At 49.4% G+C, this 21,427-nt stretch carries 22 protein-coding genes and 1 other RNA gene; 9 read left to right on the top strand and 14 right to left on the bottom strand.

Annotated elements, in window-relative coordinates; genetic code table 11:
- Nucleotides 1-49: 49 nt before the first annotated feature.
- On the bottom strand, nucleotides 50-1,852 hold the full coding sequence (locus tag GWK09_RS00315) for a DNA polymerase III subunit gamma/tau (RefSeq protein WP_163691037.1): 1,803 nt from the start codon (nucleotides 1,850-1,852) through the stop codon (nucleotides 50-52).
- Nucleotides 1,853-1,975: 123 nt separating this feature from the next.
- Here GWK09_RS00315 and rnpB point away from each other — a divergent pair.
- An RNA gene (rnpB, locus tag GWK09_RS00310) (RNase P RNA component class A) lies at nucleotides 1,976-2,288 on the top strand.
- Here rnpB and GWK09_RS00305 read toward each other — a convergent pair.
- From GWK09_RS00305 to GWK09_RS00295, 3 genes are read right to left on the bottom strand one after another with little or no spacing between them, the layout of a single operon-like run.
- Nucleotides 2,282-2,827, bottom strand: coding sequence for an RsmD family RNA methyltransferase (locus GWK09_RS00305; protein ID WP_163691036.1), 546 nt, complete (start codon nucleotides 2,825-2,827; stop codon nucleotides 2,282-2,284). The genes rnpB and GWK09_RS00305 overlap by 7 nt on opposite strands.
- The gene (locus GWK09_RS00300; protein ID WP_239530523.1) at nucleotides 2,828-3,667 is read right to left on the bottom strand and encodes a DUF3822 family protein; all 840 of its coding nucleotides are present in this window, start codon (nucleotides 3,665-3,667) and stop codon (nucleotides 2,828-2,830) included.
- Nucleotides 3,645-4,295, bottom strand: a complete 651-nt coding sequence (locus GWK09_RS00295; RefSeq protein ID WP_163691034.1) for a hypothetical protein — start codon at nucleotides 4,293-4,295, stop codon at nucleotides 3,645-3,647. The genes GWK09_RS00300 and GWK09_RS00295 overlap by 23 nt, the downstream gene beginning before the upstream one ends.
- Nucleotides 4,296-4,398: 103 nt before the next feature.
- On the opposite strand from GWK09_RS00295, the gene GWK09_RS00290 reads away from it, so the two are divergent.
- From GWK09_RS00290 to GWK09_RS00265, 6 genes are all read left to right on the top strand, one after another.
- A complete protein-coding gene (locus GWK09_RS00290) occupies nucleotides 4,399-5,832 on the top strand; it encodes an ATP-dependent DNA helicase (protein WP_163691033.1) in 1,434 nt (477 codons plus the stop codon).
- 36 nt (nucleotides 5,833-5,868) lie between these two features.
- A complete protein-coding gene (locus tag GWK09_RS00285; RefSeq protein WP_163691032.1) occupies nucleotides 5,869-6,441 on the top strand; it encodes a DUF4126 domain-containing protein in 573 nt (190 codons plus the stop codon).
- Nucleotides 6,442-6,459: 18 nt separating this feature from the next.
- On the top strand, nucleotides 6,460-7,188 hold the full coding sequence (kdsB, locus tag GWK09_RS00280) for a 3-deoxy-manno-octulosonate cytidylyltransferase (protein WP_163691031.1): 729 nt from the start codon (nucleotides 6,460-6,462) through the stop codon (nucleotides 7,186-7,188).
- Complete coding sequence (locus tag GWK09_RS00275) at nucleotides 7,179-7,877, top strand: HAD family hydrolase (protein ID WP_163691030.1); 699 nt, start codon at nucleotides 7,179-7,181, stop codon at nucleotides 7,875-7,877. Before kdsB ends, GWK09_RS00275 begins: the two co-directional genes overlap by 10 nt.
- Before the next feature lie 6 nt (nucleotides 7,878-7,883).
- Nucleotides 7,884-9,011, top strand: a complete 1,128-nt coding sequence (locus GWK09_RS00270; RefSeq protein ID WP_163691029.1) for an iron-containing alcohol dehydrogenase family protein — start codon at nucleotides 7,884-7,886, stop codon at nucleotides 9,009-9,011.
- Between the two features lie 87 nt (nucleotides 9,012-9,098).
- Nucleotides 9,099-9,635, top strand: a complete 537-nt coding sequence (locus tag GWK09_RS00265) for a lysophospholipid acyltransferase family protein (protein ID WP_163691028.1) — start codon at nucleotides 9,099-9,101, stop codon at nucleotides 9,633-9,635.
- On the opposite strand, the gene GWK09_RS00260 is transcribed toward GWK09_RS00265, so the two are convergent.
- The 9 genes from GWK09_RS00260 to thrA all read right to left on the bottom strand — a co-directional run bounded on the left by GWK09_RS00260 (nucleotide 9,632) and on the right by thrA (nucleotide 18,985).
- On the bottom strand, nucleotides 9,632-10,120 hold the full coding sequence (locus tag GWK09_RS00260) for a hypothetical protein (RefSeq protein ID WP_163691027.1): 489 nt from the start codon (nucleotides 10,118-10,120) through the stop codon (nucleotides 9,632-9,634). The genes GWK09_RS00265 and GWK09_RS00260 overlap by 4 nt on opposite strands.
- Nucleotides 10,121-10,337: 217 nt before the next feature.
- Entirely contained in the window at nucleotides 10,338-10,829 is a 492-nt protein-coding gene (locus tag GWK09_RS00255) for a hypothetical protein (RefSeq protein WP_163691026.1), read from the bottom strand.
- 179 nt (nucleotides 10,830-11,008) lie between these two features.
- Nucleotides 11,009-11,722, bottom strand: coding sequence for a YebC/PmpR family DNA-binding transcriptional regulator (locus GWK09_RS00250; protein ID WP_163691025.1), 714 nt, complete (start codon nucleotides 11,720-11,722; stop codon nucleotides 11,009-11,011).
- A gap of 74 nt (nucleotides 11,723-11,796) precedes the next feature.
- Nucleotides 11,797-12,084 carry a 4a-hydroxytetrahydrobiopterin dehydratase gene (locus tag GWK09_RS00245; RefSeq protein ID WP_163691024.1) on the bottom strand — a complete coding sequence of 96 codons (288 nt, stop codon included), beginning with the start codon at nucleotides 12,082-12,084 and terminating at the stop codon, nucleotides 11,797-11,799.
- Nucleotides 12,085-12,195: 111 nt separating this feature from the next.
- Nucleotides 12,196-13,023, bottom strand: coding sequence for a sugar nucleotide-binding protein (locus tag GWK09_RS00240; RefSeq protein WP_163691023.1), 828 nt, complete (start codon nucleotides 13,021-13,023; stop codon nucleotides 12,196-12,198).
- Between the two features lie 27 nt (nucleotides 13,024-13,050).
- A complete protein-coding gene (gene gcvT / locus GWK09_RS00235) occupies nucleotides 13,051-14,139 on the bottom strand; it encodes a glycine cleavage system aminomethyltransferase GcvT (RefSeq protein WP_163691022.1) in 1,089 nt (362 codons plus the stop codon).
- A gap of 95 nt (nucleotides 14,140-14,234) precedes the next feature.
- On the bottom strand, nucleotides 14,235-15,527 hold the full coding sequence (gene thrC / locus GWK09_RS00230; protein WP_163691021.1) for a threonine synthase: 1,293 nt from the start codon (nucleotides 15,525-15,527) through the stop codon (nucleotides 14,235-14,237).
- A 21-nt stretch (nucleotides 15,528-15,548) separates the two neighbouring features.
- On the bottom strand, nucleotides 15,549-16,478 hold the full coding sequence (locus GWK09_RS00225) for a homoserine kinase (protein ID WP_163691020.1): 930 nt from the start codon (nucleotides 16,476-16,478) through the stop codon (nucleotides 15,549-15,551).
- Between the two features lie 62 nt (nucleotides 16,479-16,540).
- Nucleotides 16,541-18,985, bottom strand: a complete 2,445-nt coding sequence (thrA, locus tag GWK09_RS00220; protein ID WP_163691019.1) for a bifunctional aspartate kinase/homoserine dehydrogenase I — start codon at nucleotides 18,983-18,985, stop codon at nucleotides 16,541-16,543.
- A gap of 45 nt (nucleotides 18,986-19,030) precedes the next feature.
- Here thrA and GWK09_RS00215 point away from each other — a divergent pair, with 45 nt between their 5' ends.
- Entirely contained in the window at nucleotides 19,031-19,204 is a 174-nt protein-coding gene (locus GWK09_RS00215; protein WP_163691018.1) for a hypothetical protein, read from the top strand.
- Nucleotides 19,205-19,315: 111 nt separating this feature from the next.
- Nucleotides 19,316-20,854, top strand: coding sequence for an NAD(P)H-hydrate dehydratase (locus GWK09_RS00210; protein WP_163691017.1), 1,539 nt, complete (start codon nucleotides 19,316-19,318; stop codon nucleotides 20,852-20,854).
- 1 nt (nucleotide 20,855) lies between these two features.
- Here GWK09_RS00210 and GWK09_RS00205 read toward each other — a convergent pair whose 3' ends face one another.
- Entirely contained in the window at nucleotides 20,856-21,257 is a 402-nt protein-coding gene (locus GWK09_RS00205) for an STAS/SEC14 domain-containing protein (protein ID WP_163691016.1), read from the bottom strand.
- Nucleotides 21,258-21,427 lie beyond the last annotated feature (170 nt).

The following is a 21,427-nucleotide window of genomic DNA, read 5'->3' as shown; positions in this document are numbered from 1 at the left end:
ATGGGGAGACCCTTCGTTAGGAGGCGGTTAGGACTTTATAAAGGGAGGGTTACAGATCCAGGTCAAAGGTCTTTCTGAGGAGATCGATCGCAGGGTTCTTTTCCCGTAGTTTTTCGTATTTCTCCTGTGGAGTAAAGGCGTATTTCCTCATGGTCTCCTCATTGACAACGATCGACAGTTCCAGGTAGTGGTTGTTAAGGGCGCTTTTAAGGTAATTCAAAAGGGCAGACTGCTCCCTTTCCACTTCCTTTTTCATGGTATCGTTTGGCAAGGTGATGGAAATGGTATTCTCTTCGATCACCGGAAGGTCTGCATTCAGGTTGCTTGCGAGGATCTTTTTACCGGCATCGTCCATCTTTTGTATGTAGAGGTTCCAGTGTTTTCTCAGCGCCTCCTGGCTCACCGGTTCCCGTGGCAGGTCATCCTCGTCATAGGTGACCTCGATCTTGTTCAATTCGTGTTTCTTTTTGGCCTGAATACTCGACAGAGAAAGGCCTGAGACCCTCTTTGCCGGAGTATTGATCTGGATCCTCGGGGGTGATTCCCTGACGGTCGTTGAGGTGGGCTCCGGAAGTGCCTCTTCCAGCAATTCATCCTCATCTTCCGTTTCAGGTACTGAATCCTGAGGCACATAACGAACTTCAGATGCTGCAGGAAACTCTTCTTTCGTCCGGGTTTCGGCAGGATAGGGATTTACTGAAGTTCCATTACCAGTCTTGTGAAAATAAGACGCAGGTATAAGATCGACCAGGGGGATCAGGTGGTTGTGGCTGCCTTCAGGATTTTTTTTTTCACCTTTGAAGGTAAGAGATGCCAGTTTCATCAGGGTCAGTTCCACCAGCAGGCGACTGTTTTTACTGCTCTTGTACTGGAGGTCGGTCTCATTGGTGATCTCAAGGGCCTGGAGGAGGAATTCCTGAGAGGTCTTCTTGGCCTGCTCCAAATACAGCCGTTTGGCATTATCTCCGACTTCCAGTAATGCGACCGTTTCCTTATGCCTGCATACCATAAGGTCCCTGAAATGGGAGGCAAGACCGATGACAAAGTGATGTCCCTCGAATCCCTGTGCCAGGATACGGTTGAACAACAAAAGCAAATTCGGAATATCATTTTCCAGGATCAGATCCGTAACCTCAAAATAGGTGTCGTAATCCAGTACGTTTAGATTTTCGGTAACGGCCTTTCTGGTCAGTTCCTTTCCCGAGAAGCTGACCACCCGGTCGAAGATGGAAAGGGCATCCCTAAGGGCGCCATCCGCCTTCTGGGCAATGATGTGCAGGGCGTCCTCTTCGGCCTTAATTCCCTGCTGTTCCGCTATGTATTTCAGGTAATTCGCCGCATCACCCACGGTGATCCGTTTAAAGTCAAAGATCTGACATCGGGATAGGATCGTAGGGATGATCTTGTGCTTTTCCGTCGTGGCCAGGATAAAAATGGCATGTCTGGGAGGCTCCTCGAGGGTCTTCAGAAAGGCGTTGAAGGCCGACTGGGACAGCATGTGTACCTCGTCAATGATGTATACCTTGTACTTGCCTACCTGGGGTGGGATACGCACCTGGTCTATGAGGTTTCTTATATCGTCTACGGAGTTGTTGGAGGCCGCGTCCAGTTCAAAGATGTTGAACGCAAAGTCCTCATCCTCCTTTTCAGTCCCGTCACGGTTGATCTGTTTGGCAAGGATCCTCGCACAGGTGGTCTTTCCAACTCCCCTCGGCCCACAGAAAAGAAGGGCCTGAGCTAGGTGGTCGTTCTCTATGGCGTTGGTGAGGGTATTGGTAATAGCTTCCTGCCCAACGACATCGACAAATGCCTGGGGTCTGTATTTACGGGCAGAAACAATGAATGGTTCCATGAAAAGAAAACAATTTCGATTTGGGAAAACCTCTTCTTACAAATATAAAGATAGGGATCGGTTACGACCTTCCTTTTCAACGGGATTCCCGAATTTTTATCAACAATTGGCGTATCTTTGTACCGAGCAGATCACCTTATCGCTCCCCGGTATAAACGGGGGGAGGAAAGTCCGGACACCGTAGTGCAGCATAGCGGGTAACGCCCGTCTTCCCGTTTCGGCGGGAAAGGACAAGTGCAACAGAAAGCAAGTACAGGTAATGCTGTAGTGAAATCAGGTAAACTCTATGCGGTGAAACGCCATGTAAATCAGCGACTGAGGGCGGCACGTCCGAGCTGAAGGGTAGGCGGATAGAATGTGCGGGTAACCGTTCATCCAGATAAATGATAAGGGCCCTTCTCAGGGAACAGAATCCGGCTTATGATCTGCTCATTCTTTTTTCTCCTCAAAAAAGCTGAATCTGCTATTGCCGTATTGTCTGATCTCTGTCGCGTTCTCCAGGTGGGACAGATCCGTCTGTTTGGAGTGTTCAATGATCAGTATTCCTCCCGGGGCCAGGAGTCCTCTTTCAAAGACCTGCGAGTGGATCTTCTGGAAATCCTCCAGGGAGATACCGTAGGGGGGGTCAGCCAGAATAAGGTCGTATTTTCCGGAGGTCGTTTCAAGGTACTTAAAGACATCCATTCGCCGGGCCCTGATGGGAAGCCCCCATTCTGCTGCCTTTTCATTGATGAACTTTACGCAACCCGGGTGCTGGTCTATACTGGTGATTTCCCTGCTTCCCCTGGAGGCGAATTCGAAGCTGATATTGCCGGTACCTGCAAAGAGATCCAGGATCTTCGTTTCCTCAAAGTAGAGCCGATTGCCCAGGATGTTGAACAAGGCCTCCTTGGCCATGTCGGTCGTAGGCCGGACGGGCAGGTTCCTGGGAGGAGTGATCCGCCTGCCTTTATGGGTGCCTGAGATGATCCTCATTTAAAAGGCGTTTATTTCCAGGTAATGGTCCTGCAGATCGGGTCCGTCAGAAGAAATGTCTTTCGGCAGGTCTGGTATATAAAGCGAAAGGTGCTGTATATATTCCTGGCACAGATCAAAAAGGGGATCCCCTTCTTCAATAGAACCAAAAACCCTCAACTTGGTCTCGCCCGTATCGAGTTGCAATTGCTCCATGGTGAACAGGAGATAATAGAGAAAGTCCTCAGGGGTATGGCATGAAAAGTTGTTAAAAAACACCAGTTTCTTTTGTTTGAGGACGATAAGGTCCAGCTCTTCCGGGGTGACATGGGCGAAACAGACCGTTTCGTTACTTCCGGAAGTGCTTGCCAGCAGGGATTCTATCAGGACGCTGCTGTGGTGTTTGAATTCAAAATCTCCGAAAAAGTCGTATATGGTGTTGTTGATATTGACAAAGGGGACATATACGTTCACGAGGTCGAAGGAAGGGATCTCATCGTATTCCAGGAGGTCATTGGCCAGGATCTTGGCATTGTACTTGAGATAGTTGGGTAATTCTCCGGGATCGAAAAGGACCTTGGGGACCAGGCTATACAGGTCATTCCTGTGAACTACCACCACCTCAGAAAATGCGTAATCAGTGACTCCCGAGGATTTGATAAAGGCTTTGAGCTCCTTTTGCGCATCAAAGGGATTGAGTCTGGAACTGAACCTGCGGGACTCGGCCCGCACGATCTTTTTTCCGATGGAGTCCAGGATGCAAAAAGAAAGTCCATTCAGACTGACCTGAATGGACAAGTGATAGTAATCTTCCAGAATGAGATCTTCCCCAGGTTCCTTATTGGTCTCCTTTTTTGTCATAAATAGGGGGCCAGTTTCCATTGGTACTCACCTCGGTAAGGGAACCAACTTTGATTTCGGGACCATTAACTTCTTCAACACTTACCTGCGCATTCTCCCTGGCCAGCAGATCTTTGGGTTGGTCGTATAGGATGATATCCTTTTTGACCTTCACTTCAAAAACAGGGGCCTTATACCCGCTTTTTTCTACGATATCTGCCTTCATTTCGAAGGTTTCCCCGCTCTGTGCATAGGGTATATTCATCATAGTTTTATAGCGGTTGTCTCCTTTGAAAATAGAATCCTTTACGGGAATAAATCCCAGGGTATCGATAATGGTGATTTCCTTGAGCAGGTCTATTCCGTAATTCTTGTCGAATTCCATATAAGAGGAATCCCTCTGCTGGGTTATAGTGTATTTTCCAGTGTCCACGAAGGCGATAAGACTTTGGAAATCACTGGCAAATTTACCGTTTACCGTTTTATAGGCTTCCTGTGAATTGCGGATGTCCTTCATTACAGAAATGACCCTTGCAAAACGCTGTTCTTTTACCTTTTTAAACTCAATGGGTCCGGTAACAGATTTGTAAATTAAAAATCCTAAAGCAATACATACGATCCAAAGTACTATCTGTATAATGGTTTTCATTAGAACTGATGTTAGTTAGATTTAGCGGTTCCAACAAAACTACAATTTTTTTTTAATCGCAAAAGGGTTTGACCTAGAAAATCCTCGTTATCTTTGGGCTCCTATGGCGACGACCACCCCGTCTTCTTTTTACGCATTGCTCAGGGAGAAATTTCCTCATACACCCACTACCAAACAGGATATCACCCTTCAACTCCTCTCGGAATTTTTGATGGACAAGAATGCGGACAGGGTATTCCTGCTCAAGGGATATGCCGGTACCGGAAAGACCACCATTGTAGGGGATCTGGTCACCAATCTCTGGAATACCAAGATCAAGTCCGTGCTTATGGCCCCAACGGGAAGGGCGGCCAAGGTCATGTCGAGTTATGCCAAAACGCAGGCTTTCACCATACACAGGAAGATTTATTTTCCAAGGAAGCAAAGGGGAGGGGGGATACAGTTCGTCCTGGCCCCGAACAAGCACAGGAACACGGTTTTTATCGTGGACGAGGCCTCCATGATCCCTGATACTCCCGCAGACAGTAAGCTCCTTGAGAACGGATCCCTCCTGGACGATCTCATACAGTTTGTGTATTCAGGGCATCAGTGCAAATTGATCCTCATAGGGGATACGGCCCAGCTGCCCCCTGTTAAACTCTTCCTCAGCCCCGCTCTGGACGAAGGGCAGCTGCAAAACCGCTATGCGAAGGAAGTGACCTCTATAGAGCTCGATGAGGTGGTCCGGCAGGTACAGGATTCCGGTATTTTGGCCAATGCCACCCGGTTGAGGGATGAACTCGATCTTGAAGTATATGACCAGTTTCAGTTCCGCCTTCACCCCTTTACCGACATCATTCGCCTGGTAGACGGGTATGCCATTCAGGACGCTATTGAGGACGCCTATGCATCCCAGGGTAAGGAGGAGACCGCCCTTATCGTGAGATCCAATAAACGGGCCAACCTGTACAATGAAAATATCAGGAAGCGCATCCTCTTCCTCGAACACGATCTGGCCCCGGGAGACTACCTGATGGTGGTCAAGAACAACTATTTCTGGCTCAACCCTAAATCGGCTGCGGGCTTCATCGCCAACGGAGATATCATTGAAGTACTGGAGATCTTTGCCTTTAAGGATCTTTACGGCTTTCGGTTCGCAGAGGTAAAGGTGAGAATGACTGACTACCCGGACCAGAAGCCTTTCGAGACCGTTCTGCTGCTGGATACCCTGACCGCTGAAACACCATCGCTTTCCTACGAGGACGGGAACAGGCTATACCAGGAGGTCATGAAGGATTACGCCCAGGAAACCTCCAAATACAAAAAATTCCTCGCGGTGAAGAACAACCCTTTCTTCAATGCGCTCCAGGTGAAATTCTCCTATGCGATCACCTGTCACAAATCGCAGGGAGGACAATGGCATACCGTCTTTGTAGAACAGCCTTACCTGCCCGGCGGACCGGACAGGGAGTATTTCCGCTGGTTGTATACAGCCGTGACCCGGGCCCGGGAAAGATTGTATTTGATAGGATTCAAGGATGATTTTTTTCTCAACTGAGAATACTTTAATTTTAGAGGGAAAGACAGATCACAGATGACCTCAGAGACCATGATCAGTATCTTTTTGGGAATAGGACTGGCCGCTTCGGTGGGATTCCGGGTATTCCTGCCTTTGTTCGCCCTAAGCCTGGCCTCTTATTTCGGGATCTGGGAGCTCAACGAGAACTGGTTGTGGATCGGAAGCCTTCCGGCGATTATCACCCTTGGAGTTGCGACCCTTGTAGAGGTATTCGCCTACTTTATCCCCTTTGTGGATAACTTATTGGACAGTATTGCCCTGCCGCTGGCCACCCTGGCGGGAACGGCGGTTATGGTTGCCACCATCGCAGATTTGGACCCTGTGGTCACCTGGTCCCTGGCTATCATCGCAGGGGGTGGGACTGCTGCCGCCATCAAAGGGGCCTCTGCTACGGGAAGGCTTACCTCGACCACTACTACTGCCGGGATAGGAAATCCGGTCATAGCTTTTATCGAGACCTTTACGGCCCTTCTTTTTTCCATAGTTTCCATCCTGGCCCCCGTGATAGCTTCTGTCCTTGTAATCCTCCTGTTGATCTTTATATTTGTCATCTACAGAAAATTACGCCCGAGACTGAGTAACAAATAATTTATCCCTGAGCAAACTATGAAGATTATAGCCATGATCCCTGCGAGATACGCGGCTTCCCGATTCCCCGGGAAACTCATGCAGGATTTGGCCGGTAAACCGGTGATCGTGCGGACCTATGAGGCTGCCGTGGCAACTGAACTCTTTGACGAAGTGTATGTAGTGACTGACAGCCGACTCATATTCGAGACGATACAGGAGTGCGGGGGAAAGGCCCTGATGAGCGTGGAAGAACACGAAACGGGAAGTGACAGGATCGCCGAGGCGGTGCGGAATATGGATATAGACATCGTTGTCAATGTACAGGGCGATGAACCATTTACGGACAGGGAAAGCCTCTCAGGACTTATCGAGGTCTTCAGGCAGGACCCTAATAGGGAGATCGACCTTGCTTCCCTTATGACGAGGATCACCGAGAAAGAAGATATCGAAAGCCCCAATACGGTCAAGGTGATCGTAGACCAGCGCAATTTTGCCCTTTATTTTTCCCGCTCCGTGATCCCGTTTCCCAGGGCGGTCGACATCTCCCCGGCCTATTATAAACACAAGGGAGTATACGCCTTCAGGAAGCAGGCTGTATTGGATTTTAAACAACTCCCCATGCTTCCCCTGGAGGCCGCAGAAAAGATAGAGGCCATCAGGTACCTGGAATACGGCAAAAAGATCAAAATGGTTGAGACCCACGTAACGGGAATAGAGATCGACACCCCGGAGGACCTCGAAAAAGCAAAAGCAGCATGGAAGTAGATTTCAGCAAGATCAGGGTGATCGGTTTCGACGCCGATGACACTCTCTGGGTAAATGAGACCTATTTCAGGGAAGCAGAGGAAGAGTTTACTTCCCTCCTGGAACACTACGAGACCAAGAATAAGATCGACCAGGAACTTTTCCGGACCGAGATCAACAACCTGGATCTTTACGGGTACGGGATCAAAAGCTTTACGCTTTCCATGATCGAGTCGGCCCTGGACCTATCAAATAACAAGGTTTCTCAGACAACCTTATCCAAGATCCTGGATCTGGGTAAAAGGATGATCGCCCACCCGGTGGAATTATTGGATGATGTGGAAGAGGTACTCCGGACTCTATCTGAAAAGTACAGGCTCATTGTGCTAACCAAGGGAGATCTCCTGGACCAGGAAAGGAAATTGGAACGCTCCGGGCTGTCAAGGTATTTCCACCATGTGGAGGTACTCAGTGATAAAAAAGAATTGAATTACAAGAACCTGTTGGACCATCTGGAGATAGATATAGAGGAATTCCTGATGGTTGGCAATTCTCTCAAATCGGATATATTGCCAATCCTGGCCCTGGGAGCTAAGGCGGTACACGTGCCCTTCCACACCACCTGGGCCCACGAGGAAGTAGACCCGGATTCGCATGAAAACAACCATCTTACCGTGAACGGTATCAAGGAACTTTTACAATATCTCTAGCTATTTATGGACGTTAAGAAAAACATAGCGGTGAGCAAATCGAATGCAGGCAGGAAGACCGGCTACAGGAATTTCCCCATGGTACCCCGGGTGGTCTTTGGCAGGGGAAGTTTTGATCAATTGGGCGATATTCTTTTACCTGTAAGGCGGAATGCAGAGGCACCCGTCATCTTTCTCATCGATGAGGTCTTCGAAAGGAATGAGTTAGTGGCTCGCGTGCCAGTAATGTTCAATGACAAGATCATTTTTGTTTCAGCAGACGAAGAGCCCAAGACGGATCAGGTAGATGCACTGGTCGCTCTGATCAGGGAACAGTTCTCGGAGCTTCCTTCCGGCATTGTCGGGATAGGAGGAGGCACCTTGCTGGATCTTGCCAAGGCGGTTGCCCTTTTGCTCACCAACAAAGGAAGCGCAAAACAATACCAGGGATGGGACCTGATCGAGAAACCGGGCATATACCACGCAGGCATCCCGACCATCAGCGGGACAGGTGCGGAGGTCTCCCGTACGGCCGTTTTGCTCGGGCCCAGTAAGAAATTGGGGATCAACTCGGATTACACTACGTTCGACCAGGTTATCCTGGATCCTGATCTAACCATAGGTGTTCCCAAAGATCAGTGGTTCTATACGGGAATGGACTGCTATATACACTGTGTGGAATCCCTTAACGGCACCTTCCTGAATGCCTTTAGCCAGAGCTATGGGGAGAAGGCTTTGGATCTTTGCAAGGAAGTGTTCCTGGGGGATCTGACTCCGGTAGAATCCAGAGACAAGCTCATGATGGCATCGTGGCATGGGGGCATGAGTATCGCCTATTCACAGGTAGGGGTGGCCCACGCGCTCAGCTATGGCCTGTCCTACGTCTTGGGAGTTAAGCACGGCATCGGGAATTGCCTGGTCTTCCAGCACCTGGAGGAATATTATCCCGAAGGGGTTGCCCTTTTCAAAAAAATGATGAAGAAACACGGGATCATCCTGCCAAAAGGGATTTGCAGGAACCTGTCCGAATCCGAAATGGATACCATGGTCTCTGTTTCCCTCAGTATGAAACCCTTATGGGAAAACGCCCTGGGACCTTCATGGAAAGAGCGGGTTCATCCGGATACACTCAGAAAGATCTTCCGCGAAATATGATCGTTTTTTAACGAAGTGAGTAAGAACAGGTCATTTATACTTTGAGATAAGATCACGGTCGGATCCCGGCTGAAACGAAAGAACGCTATGCGAACAATCAGTTCCTTTATTTATTGCCGTCTGTTGGGGTGGAAACTTGTGGGCCAGTTCCCGGAGGTGTCCAAATGCGTCGTGATCGTGGCCCCCCATACCAGCTGGGTTGATTTTCTCATCGGACTGCTCGTGAGGAGTATTGTTGGGAAAAAGGTCCATTTCATCGGAAAACACACCTTGTTCAAGCCGCCTTTCGGTTGGATTTTCCGAAGGCTTGGTGGTACCCCCATCGATCGTACGAAGAACCATGATACGGTGGCTTCCACCGTGGAAATATTTAAAGGACGGGAGGTTTTTCGCCTGGCTCTCTCGCCGGAAGGGACCAGAAAGAAGGTCGAAAAATGGAGAACGGGATTCTACTATATCGCAAAACAGGCCGGAGTACCCGTGGTGATGGTCGCCCTTGATTTCGGTAAAAAAAGAGTGCTCATCTCGGCGCCTGTAACACCTACGGATGACAAGGAAAGCGACATGGAGAAATTCCGGGACTTTTACAGAGGGGTTGTCGGCAAGATCCCGGAATACACTTAAATTCTTACAAATGCAATACTGATACCGCAAATTTCAAAAGTGCCGTCATTGTCAAAATCGTATTCCCCAGATTCGAACCCACCGGATAGTGTAAAAGTGGTGTCTGTAAGTGTAGACCCATAGGTATCCCAATCATCGGGATATTTATCCCATATAATGGCCAGGTAATATTTCCCTTCCCATTTTTCCCAAAAGAATTCTCCACTTACTGTATACGGTGTTCGTTCAGCAGGACTGATGGTCAGACTGAACCTGCCATTACTTTGTACGGTCATAGTCAAAGAACCCCCTTCACCTATGATCTCTACACTTTGGCTTACCCCATCATTAAAAACGGCTGATGTTGCTTCCCAACTTCCGGTCAATTCACTGATATTAAAATCACCTTCCTTGATAAGGTCATCTGCAGGATCTTCTTTGCCACATGAGAATGCGACAAATAAGACCAGTAGTACACTAAATAATACTCTTGTCAATTTTCTCATGATTCCTATTCTTTAAAGTTCGTATATGCTATAAATGATTAAAACACTTTTTCACTTATATGGATTCCCTGATTCATGGGATTTGATTACTCTCCCAGACGGGATAACTCTTCAAACCTCCGGGCCCGTATTCCCGGTTGAGGTAATGGTGCCTGATCTCAAAATACAAGAGCGAATCTTCCGCAATCTGATAGGGAAGATCCCGGACGCCAGGGGCTCAAATGCGAACGAAGTCGAAATGCAGAGTACAGGATTCTGCAACCCCGTCATTGTCAAAATCGTATTCCCCTGTATCTGCCCCTCCGTTCAGGGTTAAGGTGGCCCCGTCCCAGGTATGTCCATAGGTATCCCAATCGTCGGGGTAGTCATCCCACACGATTGCAAAATAGTAGGTGCCTTCCCATTTTTCCCAGAACATCTCACCACTCACCGTGTAGGCAGGTCTATCTACAGGATTTAGGGTCAGGGTAAATCCGCCACTCGTTTGAACCGTCATAGTTACCCTCCCCCCGTCTTCTACGATATCTACAGATACGGTGCTTACGCTAAATTGTGCTTGGGTGGCTTCCCAGTTTCCGGCCAGTTCACTTATGTCAAAAAATCCTTCCTTCACCAGGTTGGGGTCCTCACCTGATGTGTTATCGCAGGAAAATGCGAGAAAAATTGCCAGGAATGCTCCAAGAAGGAAGGCATTTGCTGAATTTCTCATGATTTCCGGATTTAGGGATGAATACATGGAACCCTCTAAGAATTCCGTGTAGCATAAAGGTAGAATGGGCACGGACCCTGTGCAATGATATTTGTCAGCAGGAGCAAAAAAAGTAAGAAAAAGTCTATAAAAAGTTGCGGACTGTTCCTCCCGAAGACCAGACAGAATCAGCAGTGAGACTACATCTCCTGCATCGTGTGGTAGACGTTCTGCACGTCGTCATCCTCCTCGATCTTTTCCAGGAGTTTTTCCACATCCTCCGCTTCTTCCGGAGTGAGTTCCTTAGTGACCTGGGGGATGCGTTCAAAACCGGAAGAAAGGATCTCAATTTCCCTGGCTTCCAGTTCTTTCTGGATGGCTCCAAAACTTTCGAAAGGGGCATAGATCATGATGCCATCCTCATCCTCAAAGATCTCCTCTGCCCCGAAGTCGATCAGGTCGAGCTCCAGTTCCTCAGGATCCAGGTTTCCCGGATCGATCCTAAAATGACAGGTGTGGTCGAACATGAATTCCACGGAACCGGAGGTGCCGAGGCTTCCGTTGCATTTGTTGAAATAGCTGCGGATGTTTGCCACGGTGCGAGTGTTGTTGTCCGTAGCCGTTTCAATGAGAATGGCTATCCCATGAGGGGCATAGCCTTCGAAGAGCACTTCCTTGTAATCCCCCTGGGACTTATCGGAGGCCCGTTTGATCGCCCTTTCGATATTGTCCTTGGGCATGTTGACCGATTTGGCATTCTGGATCACCGCCCTCAGTCGTGAATTCGCATCCGGATCGGGTCCTCCTTCTTTGACCGCCATGACGATGTCTTTCCCAATACGGGTAAAGGCCTTGGACATGGCCGACCAGCGTTTCATTTTTCGCGCCTTCCGGAATTCAAATGCTCTTCCCATAGGTAAACAGGGTGTAAAATCGGGGCAAATTTAATAAATTTTAGATCGCCTACAAGAGGGTTCAGAGCCCTTCTCTATTCGCTTTCAATAATGTTCTCAATGGTCTTCGCGAGCTTGAAATCCCGCTCCGTGACCCCTCCTGCATCGTGCGTATTCAAACGTATGTTCAGGGAATTATAGACGTTACTCCAGTCCGGATGGTGATTCTGGGCCTCGCATTCAAAGGCGATCCGGGTCATCACCGTAAAGGCCTCTTTGAAATCTTTGAATTCGAAAGACGTTTCTATGGCATTGTCATTGAATTCCCAGCCCTCTAGCGCCTGGAGTCTTTTTTCGATTTCTGAATGACTTAGCTTTTCCATGGATTTGATTTTTAATTACATATTGTGACCTACAAGCTTCCTGCCTGATCGCGGTTCTTCCTTAAAGATACGGGTAAAAATGCTTCCGTCATCGATGCATTTAGGGCCGACTTACCCCATCACGTGGTGGTCGATGATCTCCTGGCAGGTGAACTGCAGGTTTTTAGGCAGGAGGTTGTCTTTGGGGAGTACCGCCAGATAGCGTTCCTCGTTGGTCGTAAAGACCCTTTTGAAGATGGGGTTAAAGGACCCCACCCTGTCTATGATATCCCTCAGGAAGTCCTCGTGGTGGACGAGATCTGTACTCCCCAGGTGATAGATCCCCGATTTGTTGCGGTTGATGAGGTAGTGCACCTGCTGACTGAGCTTGTCGTCATTGGTCACGTTTACGATAAGGTTCGGGAAGACCTCGATGGGTTCGTTGTTCCAGATGGCCTGTTTCATTTCCCGGATGCGGGGGGATGTATTGCCGAAGACCATGGGAAGCCTCAGGATACAGGCTTTCTTCTTTGGCAGCCTCAGCAACATATTCTCAATCTTGATCTTTAGCCTGCCGTAGATACTTTCAGAGAGAGTCTTGTCGTATTCATAGGAAGGGAATTTGCTGTAAGCGTCAAAGACATTAGCCGAAGAGAGGAAGTACAGCCTGCAGGAGTGCTTCGACACGTATTCTACCAGGTGTTCATGTGCCTGGATCTGGGCCGGGAAATCCCCTCTCAATGCGGAGATCACGATGTTGGGGCGTATCTTTTCCAGGAGCTGGAACACGTCGTCTTCCTGCATATCATAGGGGAAGAACTGCTTGTTGGAGGCATACCCGTTTCTGGAGGAGAAATAGGTGCCATAGGTGTCGTAGTAATTACACAATTCCCTGTAGAGCGCGTTTCCAATGAAACCACTCCCGCCTAAAATCAGTATTTTCTTTGAGTCTTCTTGCACCGTTCCTTCCAGCTTCCCTCTATCCTCCTATCCCTTGTAGAATGGTAATTTCACAACAGTGGCGTCCAGGGCGTTTTTCCTGATCTGAATCTTGATAGTTGAACCTGTGGCAGCATGTCCGATGGGGACATATCCCAACCCTATGCCTATTCCCAGGGAGGGCGACATGGTACCTGAGGTCACCTGTCCGATCTCATTTCCGTCCGCGTCCAGGATAGGATATCCCTGCCTTGGTATCCCCCTGTCTTTTAATTCAAAGGCCACCAACTTTCTTGTGACCCCCTCTTTTTTCTGTTGCTCGAGATCCTCCTTGTTGACGAAATCTTCCTTATTGAATTTAGTGATCCAACCCAGCCCGGCTTCCAGGGGTGAGGTAGTGTCATCGATGTCATTGCCGTATAGACAATATCCCATCTCCAGCCTCAGGGTATCCCTCGCGGCCAGTCCGATTGGTTTGATCCCGTATTCCTTCCCAGCTGCCAATACCTTTTCCCAGACCTGCCTGACTTCCCCGTTCTTGCAGTAGATCTCAAAGCCCCCGGATCCGGTATAGCCCGTTGCCGAAATGATCACATGTGGTATGTCCGCAAAATCGGCGACCACAAAGGTGTAGAATTTGATTTCCGACAGGTCTACAGAGGTAAGCGATTGCATAGCCTCCACCGCCTTGGGCCCCTGAATGGCCAGGAGGGAATAATCGTCAGAGATATTCCTCATGGAAGCGCCAATGCCTTTATTGTACCGGGTGATATGATCCCAGTCTTTTTCGATATTCGATGCGTTGACCACCAGAAGGAACTGTTCATCCTTGACCTTGTAGATGATGAGGTCGTCCACGATACCCCCTGTCTCATTGGGCATACAGCTGTATTGGGCCATCCCGACCTCCAGTTTGGCGGCATCGTTGGAGGTAACCTTCTGTACCAGTTCCAGGGCTTTTGGGCCATCTATCAGGAATTCACCCATATGGGATACGTCAAAGACGCCCAATGCCTTGCGTACAGTCTCGTGCTCTGCGGTTACTCCCTCGTAGGATACCGGCATGGAATATCCGGCAAAAGGGACCATTTTGGCTCCCAGGGATACATGGATATCATGTAAAGCAGTGGTCTTCATGCTTTGTTTTTTTATGTGGCGCAAAGGTATTGAAAATAAGTCTTAGCCACTTTCCGGGGAAAGAACTTTTAACCATTTTTCAGAGGAGGGCACACTCAGGAGAGGAGGAAATCCCGGAGTTCTTCGTAGCCCTTTACAGGGGTCGAAACTTTCTCCTTATCCATGACCTCCCTGATCTGAGGCGGTAGCGGGATCTCCGTATTCAGGGTTTCTCTCACCACATCCAGGAATTTTACGGGATGGGCAGTTTCGAGGAAAACACCTTCGGTATCCGGATGGGATTGCATGTATTTCTTCAATCCCAGGTAGCCCACGGCACCATGGGGGTCTGCCACGTACCCGTTATCCCTGTAAAGGGACTTCATAGCCTCTCTGGTCTCTTTGTCAGAAAAGGAGTAGGAACTCAGGTGTTTCTTCAATTCTTCAAAATCCTGGCCGTAGAGTTCCAGGATCCTGACGAAGTTGCTCGGGTCTCCCACGTCCATGGCATTCGATATGGTTGCTGTGGATGGGTGTGGGTCGTATTCCGAGGTTTGCATGTATCGAGGTACGGTGTCGTTTACATTGGTGGAGGCGATGAAATGACTCACCGGCAGGCCCATCCTTTGTGCGAGCATGCCAGCACAGATATTCCCAAAATTCCCGCTTGGAACGGAAAAGACAAGTTTCTTGCCCGTGTGTGGTAATTGGTGGCAGGCAAGCAGGTAGTAGAGCATCTGCGGGAGCCAGCGGGCCACATTGATGGAGTTGGCGGAGGTGAGCTGTATCTTACGGGAAAGGTTTTCGTCCGTAAATGCCTTTTTTACCATACGCTGGCAGTCGTCAAAGGTGCCCTTTACCCTTAGTGCCTTTATATTCTGTCCCAGCGTAGTGAGCTGTCTTTCCTGAATGTCGCTTACCTTGCCTTCGGGATAGAGAATGACGACATTTACTCCGGTAACTCCCAGGAAACCCTTGGCCACAGCGCCGCCTGTATCGCCGGAAGTAGCCACCAGGACCGTGACCTCTTTGTCTGAATTCCTGTAGAAATACCCGAGGCTCAATGCCATGAAGCGGGCGCCCACATCTTTGAAAGCCATGGTAGGCCCGTGGAAGAGTTCCAGAGATGAAATCCCGCCACCCAGGTTCACCAGGGGAAATTCGAAGTCGAGAACCTTAGTCAATATACCTTCCAGGACCTCCCCGGGAAGTTCCCCTTCAACAAAAGGGGTCATGGCTTCCATCCCGATCTCCAATGGGGAAAGTCTGCCTAAATCTTTGATAAAGCCCGGACGGAATTCAGGGATGTGTTCGGGGAAATACAGTCCGCCATCCGGCGCTATACCGCGTATGACCGCTTCCCTGAAGGAGGTATTCGGAGATCTCTTGTTGAGGCTGTAGTACTTCATCCTTTGTGTTTTGCCAGGGTCCTAGGAAATGATCCGTATCCCCTGGGTATTGATCTCTGAGACATAGGTGTCGTGTTCCAGGTCTATTCCGGTAAGCACCCTGCTCATGCTTTCAGATACTTTTACGGCGGTTTCCCTCCCTTTGCTCAGGGCGAATATCGAAGGCCCGGAACCCGATATGCCGCACCCCAGAGCGCCGGCAGCAATCGCCGCTCGCTTGATCTCGTCAAAACCGGGTATGAGGATGGAGCGGATGGGTTCCACGATATGATCTTCAAGCGAGCGGCCGATGAGATCGTAATCTTCCCTGAACAGACCGGCTATGAGTGCACCGAGATTCCCCCATTGCCTGATCCCGTCCGCCAGGGAGATGCTCGTTCTAAGGATCTTCCTCGAATCAGAGGTCTTGATCTCTATCTGGGGATGGACCACTGAGGCAAAGAGTTCTGCCGGAGCGTGTATGCGCACTACGTCCAGGGGGTCCGAACTGCGCACCAGGGTAATGCCCCCATAGATCGCAGGAGCCACATTGTCTGCATGGGGAGTACCGCTGGCGAGTTTTTCCCCTTCCATCGCAAAGCGCACCAGTTGTTCTTCGGAACAAGGGTTGCCCAGGAGGTGATTGATCCCCCAGACCACTCCGGAGGCGCTGGCTGCACTGCTGCCTATCCCGCTTCCGGCCTTGATCTTTTTATGGATCTCCACCTCAAAGCCGCCCTGGTATTCCAGCTCTTTGAGCATAGCCATGCCTGCGACGCCGGCCACATTCTTATCGGCGTCCATGGGGATCTCCTGACCCGTAATCCTGGTGATCCTGATCCCGGGACTATTTCCCCTTCGGATCACCATCACATCCCCAACGGTTCCCAGGGCGAGTCCGAGGACATCGAAACCACAGGAAATATTGGCGATGGTGGCCGGACAGAATATTTTGATCTCGTCTTTTGTCATGAAGCAGGTATGCCTGTACCGAAACTAATACAATTTCCTTTTTCCAGGTAGTTTTATGTCGGTTAATACGTACCGATACGGATAATATCGGCAAAGATCCCCGAGGCGGTCACATCGGCTCCTGCCCCGGCCCCTTTTATGATCAGGGGTTGTTTGGGATACCTTTTCGTATAAAAAAGGACGATATTGTCACTTCCTGCAAGGGAATAAAAATCATGTCCCTGAGGAATATGTTCCAAACCTACACTGGCCTTCCCTTCCTTGAGGGACGCAACGAATTTCAGTTTGCACTTCTTCGCCTTGGCGTCCCGGACCAATTGCTGGAATTCCGCCTCGTGCTTCTGCAGGGCAGCAAAAAATTGGTTGTTGTCTTTCGTTTTCAATGCTTCTTCCGGGAGGAAGGAACGATTTTCGATATCGGACAGTTCCAGCTTAAATCCGCTTTCCCGAGCCAGGATCAGGATCTTTCGCATCACGTCTATCCCGCTGAGGTCGATCTTGGGATCTGGTTCGGTATATCCCTGTTCCTGCGCCTGTTTTACCACATCGTGAAAGGTGGTATGCTCGTCAAAATGGTCGAAGACAAAATTCAGACTACCCGATAAAACCGCTTTGATCTCGAGTACCTCGTCACCTGAGGCAACGAGATGTTTGAGGGTGTCGATGATGGGCAGTCCGGCTCCAACATTCGTCTCGAACAAAAACGGCGCCCTGAATTGCTTGGCCAGCTCCTTCAGCTGCCTGTAATTCTCATATGCGGAAGAACAGGCGATCTTGTTGCAGGTGACCACAGAAATGCTCTCTCTGAGGTATCTTGGATAGCTCTCTGCCACCTTTTCGCTTGCTGTATTGTCTACCAGGATACTGTTGCGGGCATTGATCTTCTGAATGGTTTTAAAGAATTCTCCTGCATTCGCCTTTTCTCCGCCTGCCAGCAGATCCTGCCAATTTTGAAGCGAAATCCCCTGCTCGTCGAAGTACATCCTGCGCGAATTAGAGATCCCCAGAACCCTGATATTCAGCCTCAGGTGTTCCTTGAGATATTTCCTTTGCTTTCTGAGTTGTTCCAGCAATTTGGATCCTACATTCCCACACCCCAGGACATAGAGGTTCAACTGTTTGACGTTCTCCTCGAAAAAGGTCTCGTGCAGGGTGTTCAGCGCTTTTTTGACATCCTCCTTGCGGATCACGGCCGAGATATTCCTTTCTGAAGCCCCCTGGGCGATCGCCCGGATGTTCACATTGTTCTTTCCCAGTGTACTGAACATCCTGCCGCTCAACCCCTGGTGATTCTTCATCTGGTCTCCCACCAGGGCTATGATGGCAAGGTCTTTTTCATGGGCCACGGGTTTGATCTTCCCCTGCGACCTCTCAAACGCAAAGGCCTTGTCTATTTCCTTGATGGCCTTTGAGGCGTCTTCATCTGCGATCCCTATACAGATGGAATGTTCTGAAGAGGCCTGGGTGATAAGCACCACACTGATATTAGCCAGGGAGAGCACCTCAAAAAATCGCTTTGAAATACCCGGGATCCCGATCATTCCTGGACCTTCCAGGGAAAGCAGGGAAATGCCGGGGATGTAACTGATTCCCCTTACCGTCCTGCCTTCTTCAGGCGACTTCCTGGTGATCAACGTCCCGGCAGCATCGGGGTCAAAGGTGTTTTTGATACTGATGGGAAGGCCTTTGGCAAGAACTGGTTGCACAGTGGGCGGGTAGAGCACCTTGGCACCAAAATGCGACAGTTCCATGGCTTCTTCATAGGAGATATGTGCGATGGGTTTGGCCTGTTTTACGATCTTCGGATTGGCCGTGAACATCCCGCTGACATCCGTCCAGATCTGTAATTCGTCCACTTTCAGGGCGGCGGCGATAATGGAGGCGGTATAGTCAGAACCGCCCCGGCCGAGTGTCGTGACATTACCGTCCTCTGAGGACGCAATAAATCCGGGAAGAATGACCACTTTGGCCGATTCCTCTTCAAAATAATGGATAATCCGTTTATCGGTCTCCTTAAAATCCACAGCAGCCTTACCGTGGGTCTGATCCGTGATCAGAAGTTCGCGCGAATCCTTGAAAACCGCATCGAGTCCGCTCACCTTGAAATATTCGCTGATGATAAAGGCCGACAGTAATTCCCCGTAACTGACGACCTTATCGGAAAGCCTTGGGGTGACCTCACCTATATAATAAGCGCCCTCCAGGAGGGTCTCCAGTACGTTGAGCTCACTTTTTACCTTACTGAGAATCCCGCTTTGCGCCTTGGTAGGCAGCAGTTCTCGGACGACCTCCAAATGCCGGTCTTCTATGCCTTTCAGGGCTTTTCGGAAGGACGCATCCTGCCTGGAAGCCGTGTGCATGGTATCGAGAAGGAGATCGGTGACACCACCCAGGGCTGAGACTACTACAGCGATCCGTTCTGCCTTCGAGTTAGCCGAGATTTCCCGGACCTGCTTTATAACGCCTGAAGAAGCGACAGAGGTACCACCAAATTTTAAAACTTTCATTTTGCAAGGAGATTAAGGATAGAATAATAAACGTGACTGCGGAGAATGATCAGAGGCTACCCCCAGGGGGTGGTGATCGTCATCACACCCGTGCGGAAAGGGAATTCCGATGAGGAAAACATTGGGAAAGAAATAGGCGTTGATCTCATACCGGTCAAATGTAGTATTTTTACGATGCTGCCCCAACAAATCAGACGATTTTTGAGGACCAGCCTGTGAATAACCATCTTTTTTGCGGATTTTTCACCGACGGAGGGAAAAAGTGTGAACTTTCCATCAGTCGACAAAAAAGGATCCCAAACGGGGTTGACCCAAACTGAACTTGAAGAGATGAAAATACTTTCCGCGGAACAGATCAGGGCTGCAGATGCCTTTACAATAGAAAAGGAGGGCATCCAGAGCGATGAACTCATGGAGAGGGCCGGTAGCGCTATTTTCGGCTGGCTAAACAGTCAGCTGAACGGATCTCCTGTAACCCTCCACATCTTTTGCGGAACGGGGAACAACGGGGGAGACGGACTGGTAGTGGCCAGGCATTTGCTGGAACACGGCTATCAGATACAGGTGTATATCGTCAATTACAGCGATAAGCGTTCAGCAGATTTCCTGATCAACCTCGACAGGCTTAAAGACCGGAAAGTCTGGCCGGAGGTCATTAAAGAGGAGAGTGCCCTGCCCGTTATTCCCGAAGGGGATATCGTTTTGGACGCTATTTTCGGGACAGGCCTGAACCGTGAGCCCGAACCCTGGGTATGCAAGCTGATGCAATCCCTGAATAAAAGCAAAGCCCTGGTAGTGTCCATTGATGTCCCCTCAGGGATGTTCCTCGAGAGGCATTCAGATCCGAAACAGGTGGTGCACGCCCATTATGTCCTGACCTTTCAACATCCGAAACTACCCTTTTTCCTGCCTTCTTCCGGTCGTTTTTGTGAACAGTGGGTAGCCCTCGATATCGGTCTGCATCAGGAATTTATTGATTCACTGGACACGGCATACGAATTAATAGGGTTTCGGGAGGTCAGGCCCCTGTACCGATTCAGAAAAAAATTTTCCCATAAAGGCACGTACGGCCATGCTTTGATCGTTGGCGGATCCCATGGCAAAATGGGTGCTGTGATCCTGAGTTCTGAAGCCTGTTTGAGAAGCGGGAGCGGACTCGTCACGGCCTTTGTACCGGGTTGCGGTTACAATCCCCTGCAGTCGGCCCTGCCCGAGGTCATGGTGATGACCGGCAAGGATGAAAGTGAACTCACGGAAATAAGGATGCCGTTCACCCCTTCTGCCGTTGGTATCGGAATGGGGATGGGTACTTCCAAGGCTTCCATCGCTGCTTTCAGGGCTTTTCTGGAGAGCAACACCTCCCCACTGGTGGTCGATGCAGACGGGCTGAATGCCATTTCCAAAGACAGGTCCCTGCTGAAACTTATGCCACCGGGGACCGTTCTCACTCCCCATCCCGGGGAACTGGAACGACTCATCGGCCCGTGGAAAGACGATTTTGAAAAATTGGAAATGGCCAGGAAATTTGTCGGAGAGCACCACTGCCTTTTGGTGATCAAAGGGGCGCATACCATGGTTGTAAGCGGTACAAAAGGATACGTGAATTCTACCGGTAACCCGGGAATGGCCACAGCGGGAAGCGGGGACGTGCTCACCGGGGTGATCACTGGACTTCTCTCCCAGGGATATCTCCCTGAGGAGGCCGCGCTCATGGGTGTCTATATACATGGAAGGGCAGGGGATCTCTGCCTGGATTCTCAAAGTATGGAATCCTCGATCGCATCCGATATCACAGCACATATAGGGGCTGCATTCCGGGAATTCTATACGGAGGATAGCGATGAAAAAGAAAGAGAGGTCAGGGAGTAGTCTATTTCTTGAGCACCCGTCTCTTCACCCAAGCCAGGGCGTTGTTGTAATCGATAAAGAACTTCATCGGTTTTTTGTAGAACATCTTCTCGATGGTGAAGTTGTGCATGTCCATTTCCTTAACTGAAACGATAGCAAATGCTTTTAGGTTCTCCAGTTCCCTCACAAAACTGTAGATATTTGGATCAATGGCATAGGAGTTCTTCCTGTAACTGATATAACCAAAAGGTTTGTTTCTGAAGTGAATTTCTGTAATGCCTATCAGTTGATAGGCCCTTTCCAGGGTTACTGTGCAGCCTTCATTAAAAATGGACACCATGTAATTGTCAAAGACCTGAACCGTACCTATATCCAGAATATACTCCTTTACGACAACCGGTGTTTTGATCGGTCCAACTTTCATCCCCATGTAGTTTTGTAGTGTTCATTACGAAAGTATAGGGAGGGCCGTACCTTTAGAAAAATATTAGATTAAAGGCTCAAAAATCGTTTTATTGACATGAGGCGCAGTCAGGAATTGAAGTTCTGAAGGAGGAATAAAAAAAGGGTGTCAGTTAACTAACACCCTGTTTA

Source organism: Muriicola jejuensis, assembly GCF_010671595.1.
Lineage (GTDB): Bacteria > Bacteroidota > Bacteroidia > Flavobacteriales > Flavobacteriaceae > Muriicola > Muriicola jejuensis.
The sequence above is the reverse complement of the archived record's forward strand: the minus strand, read 5'-3'. Positions and strand labels throughout refer to the sequence as shown.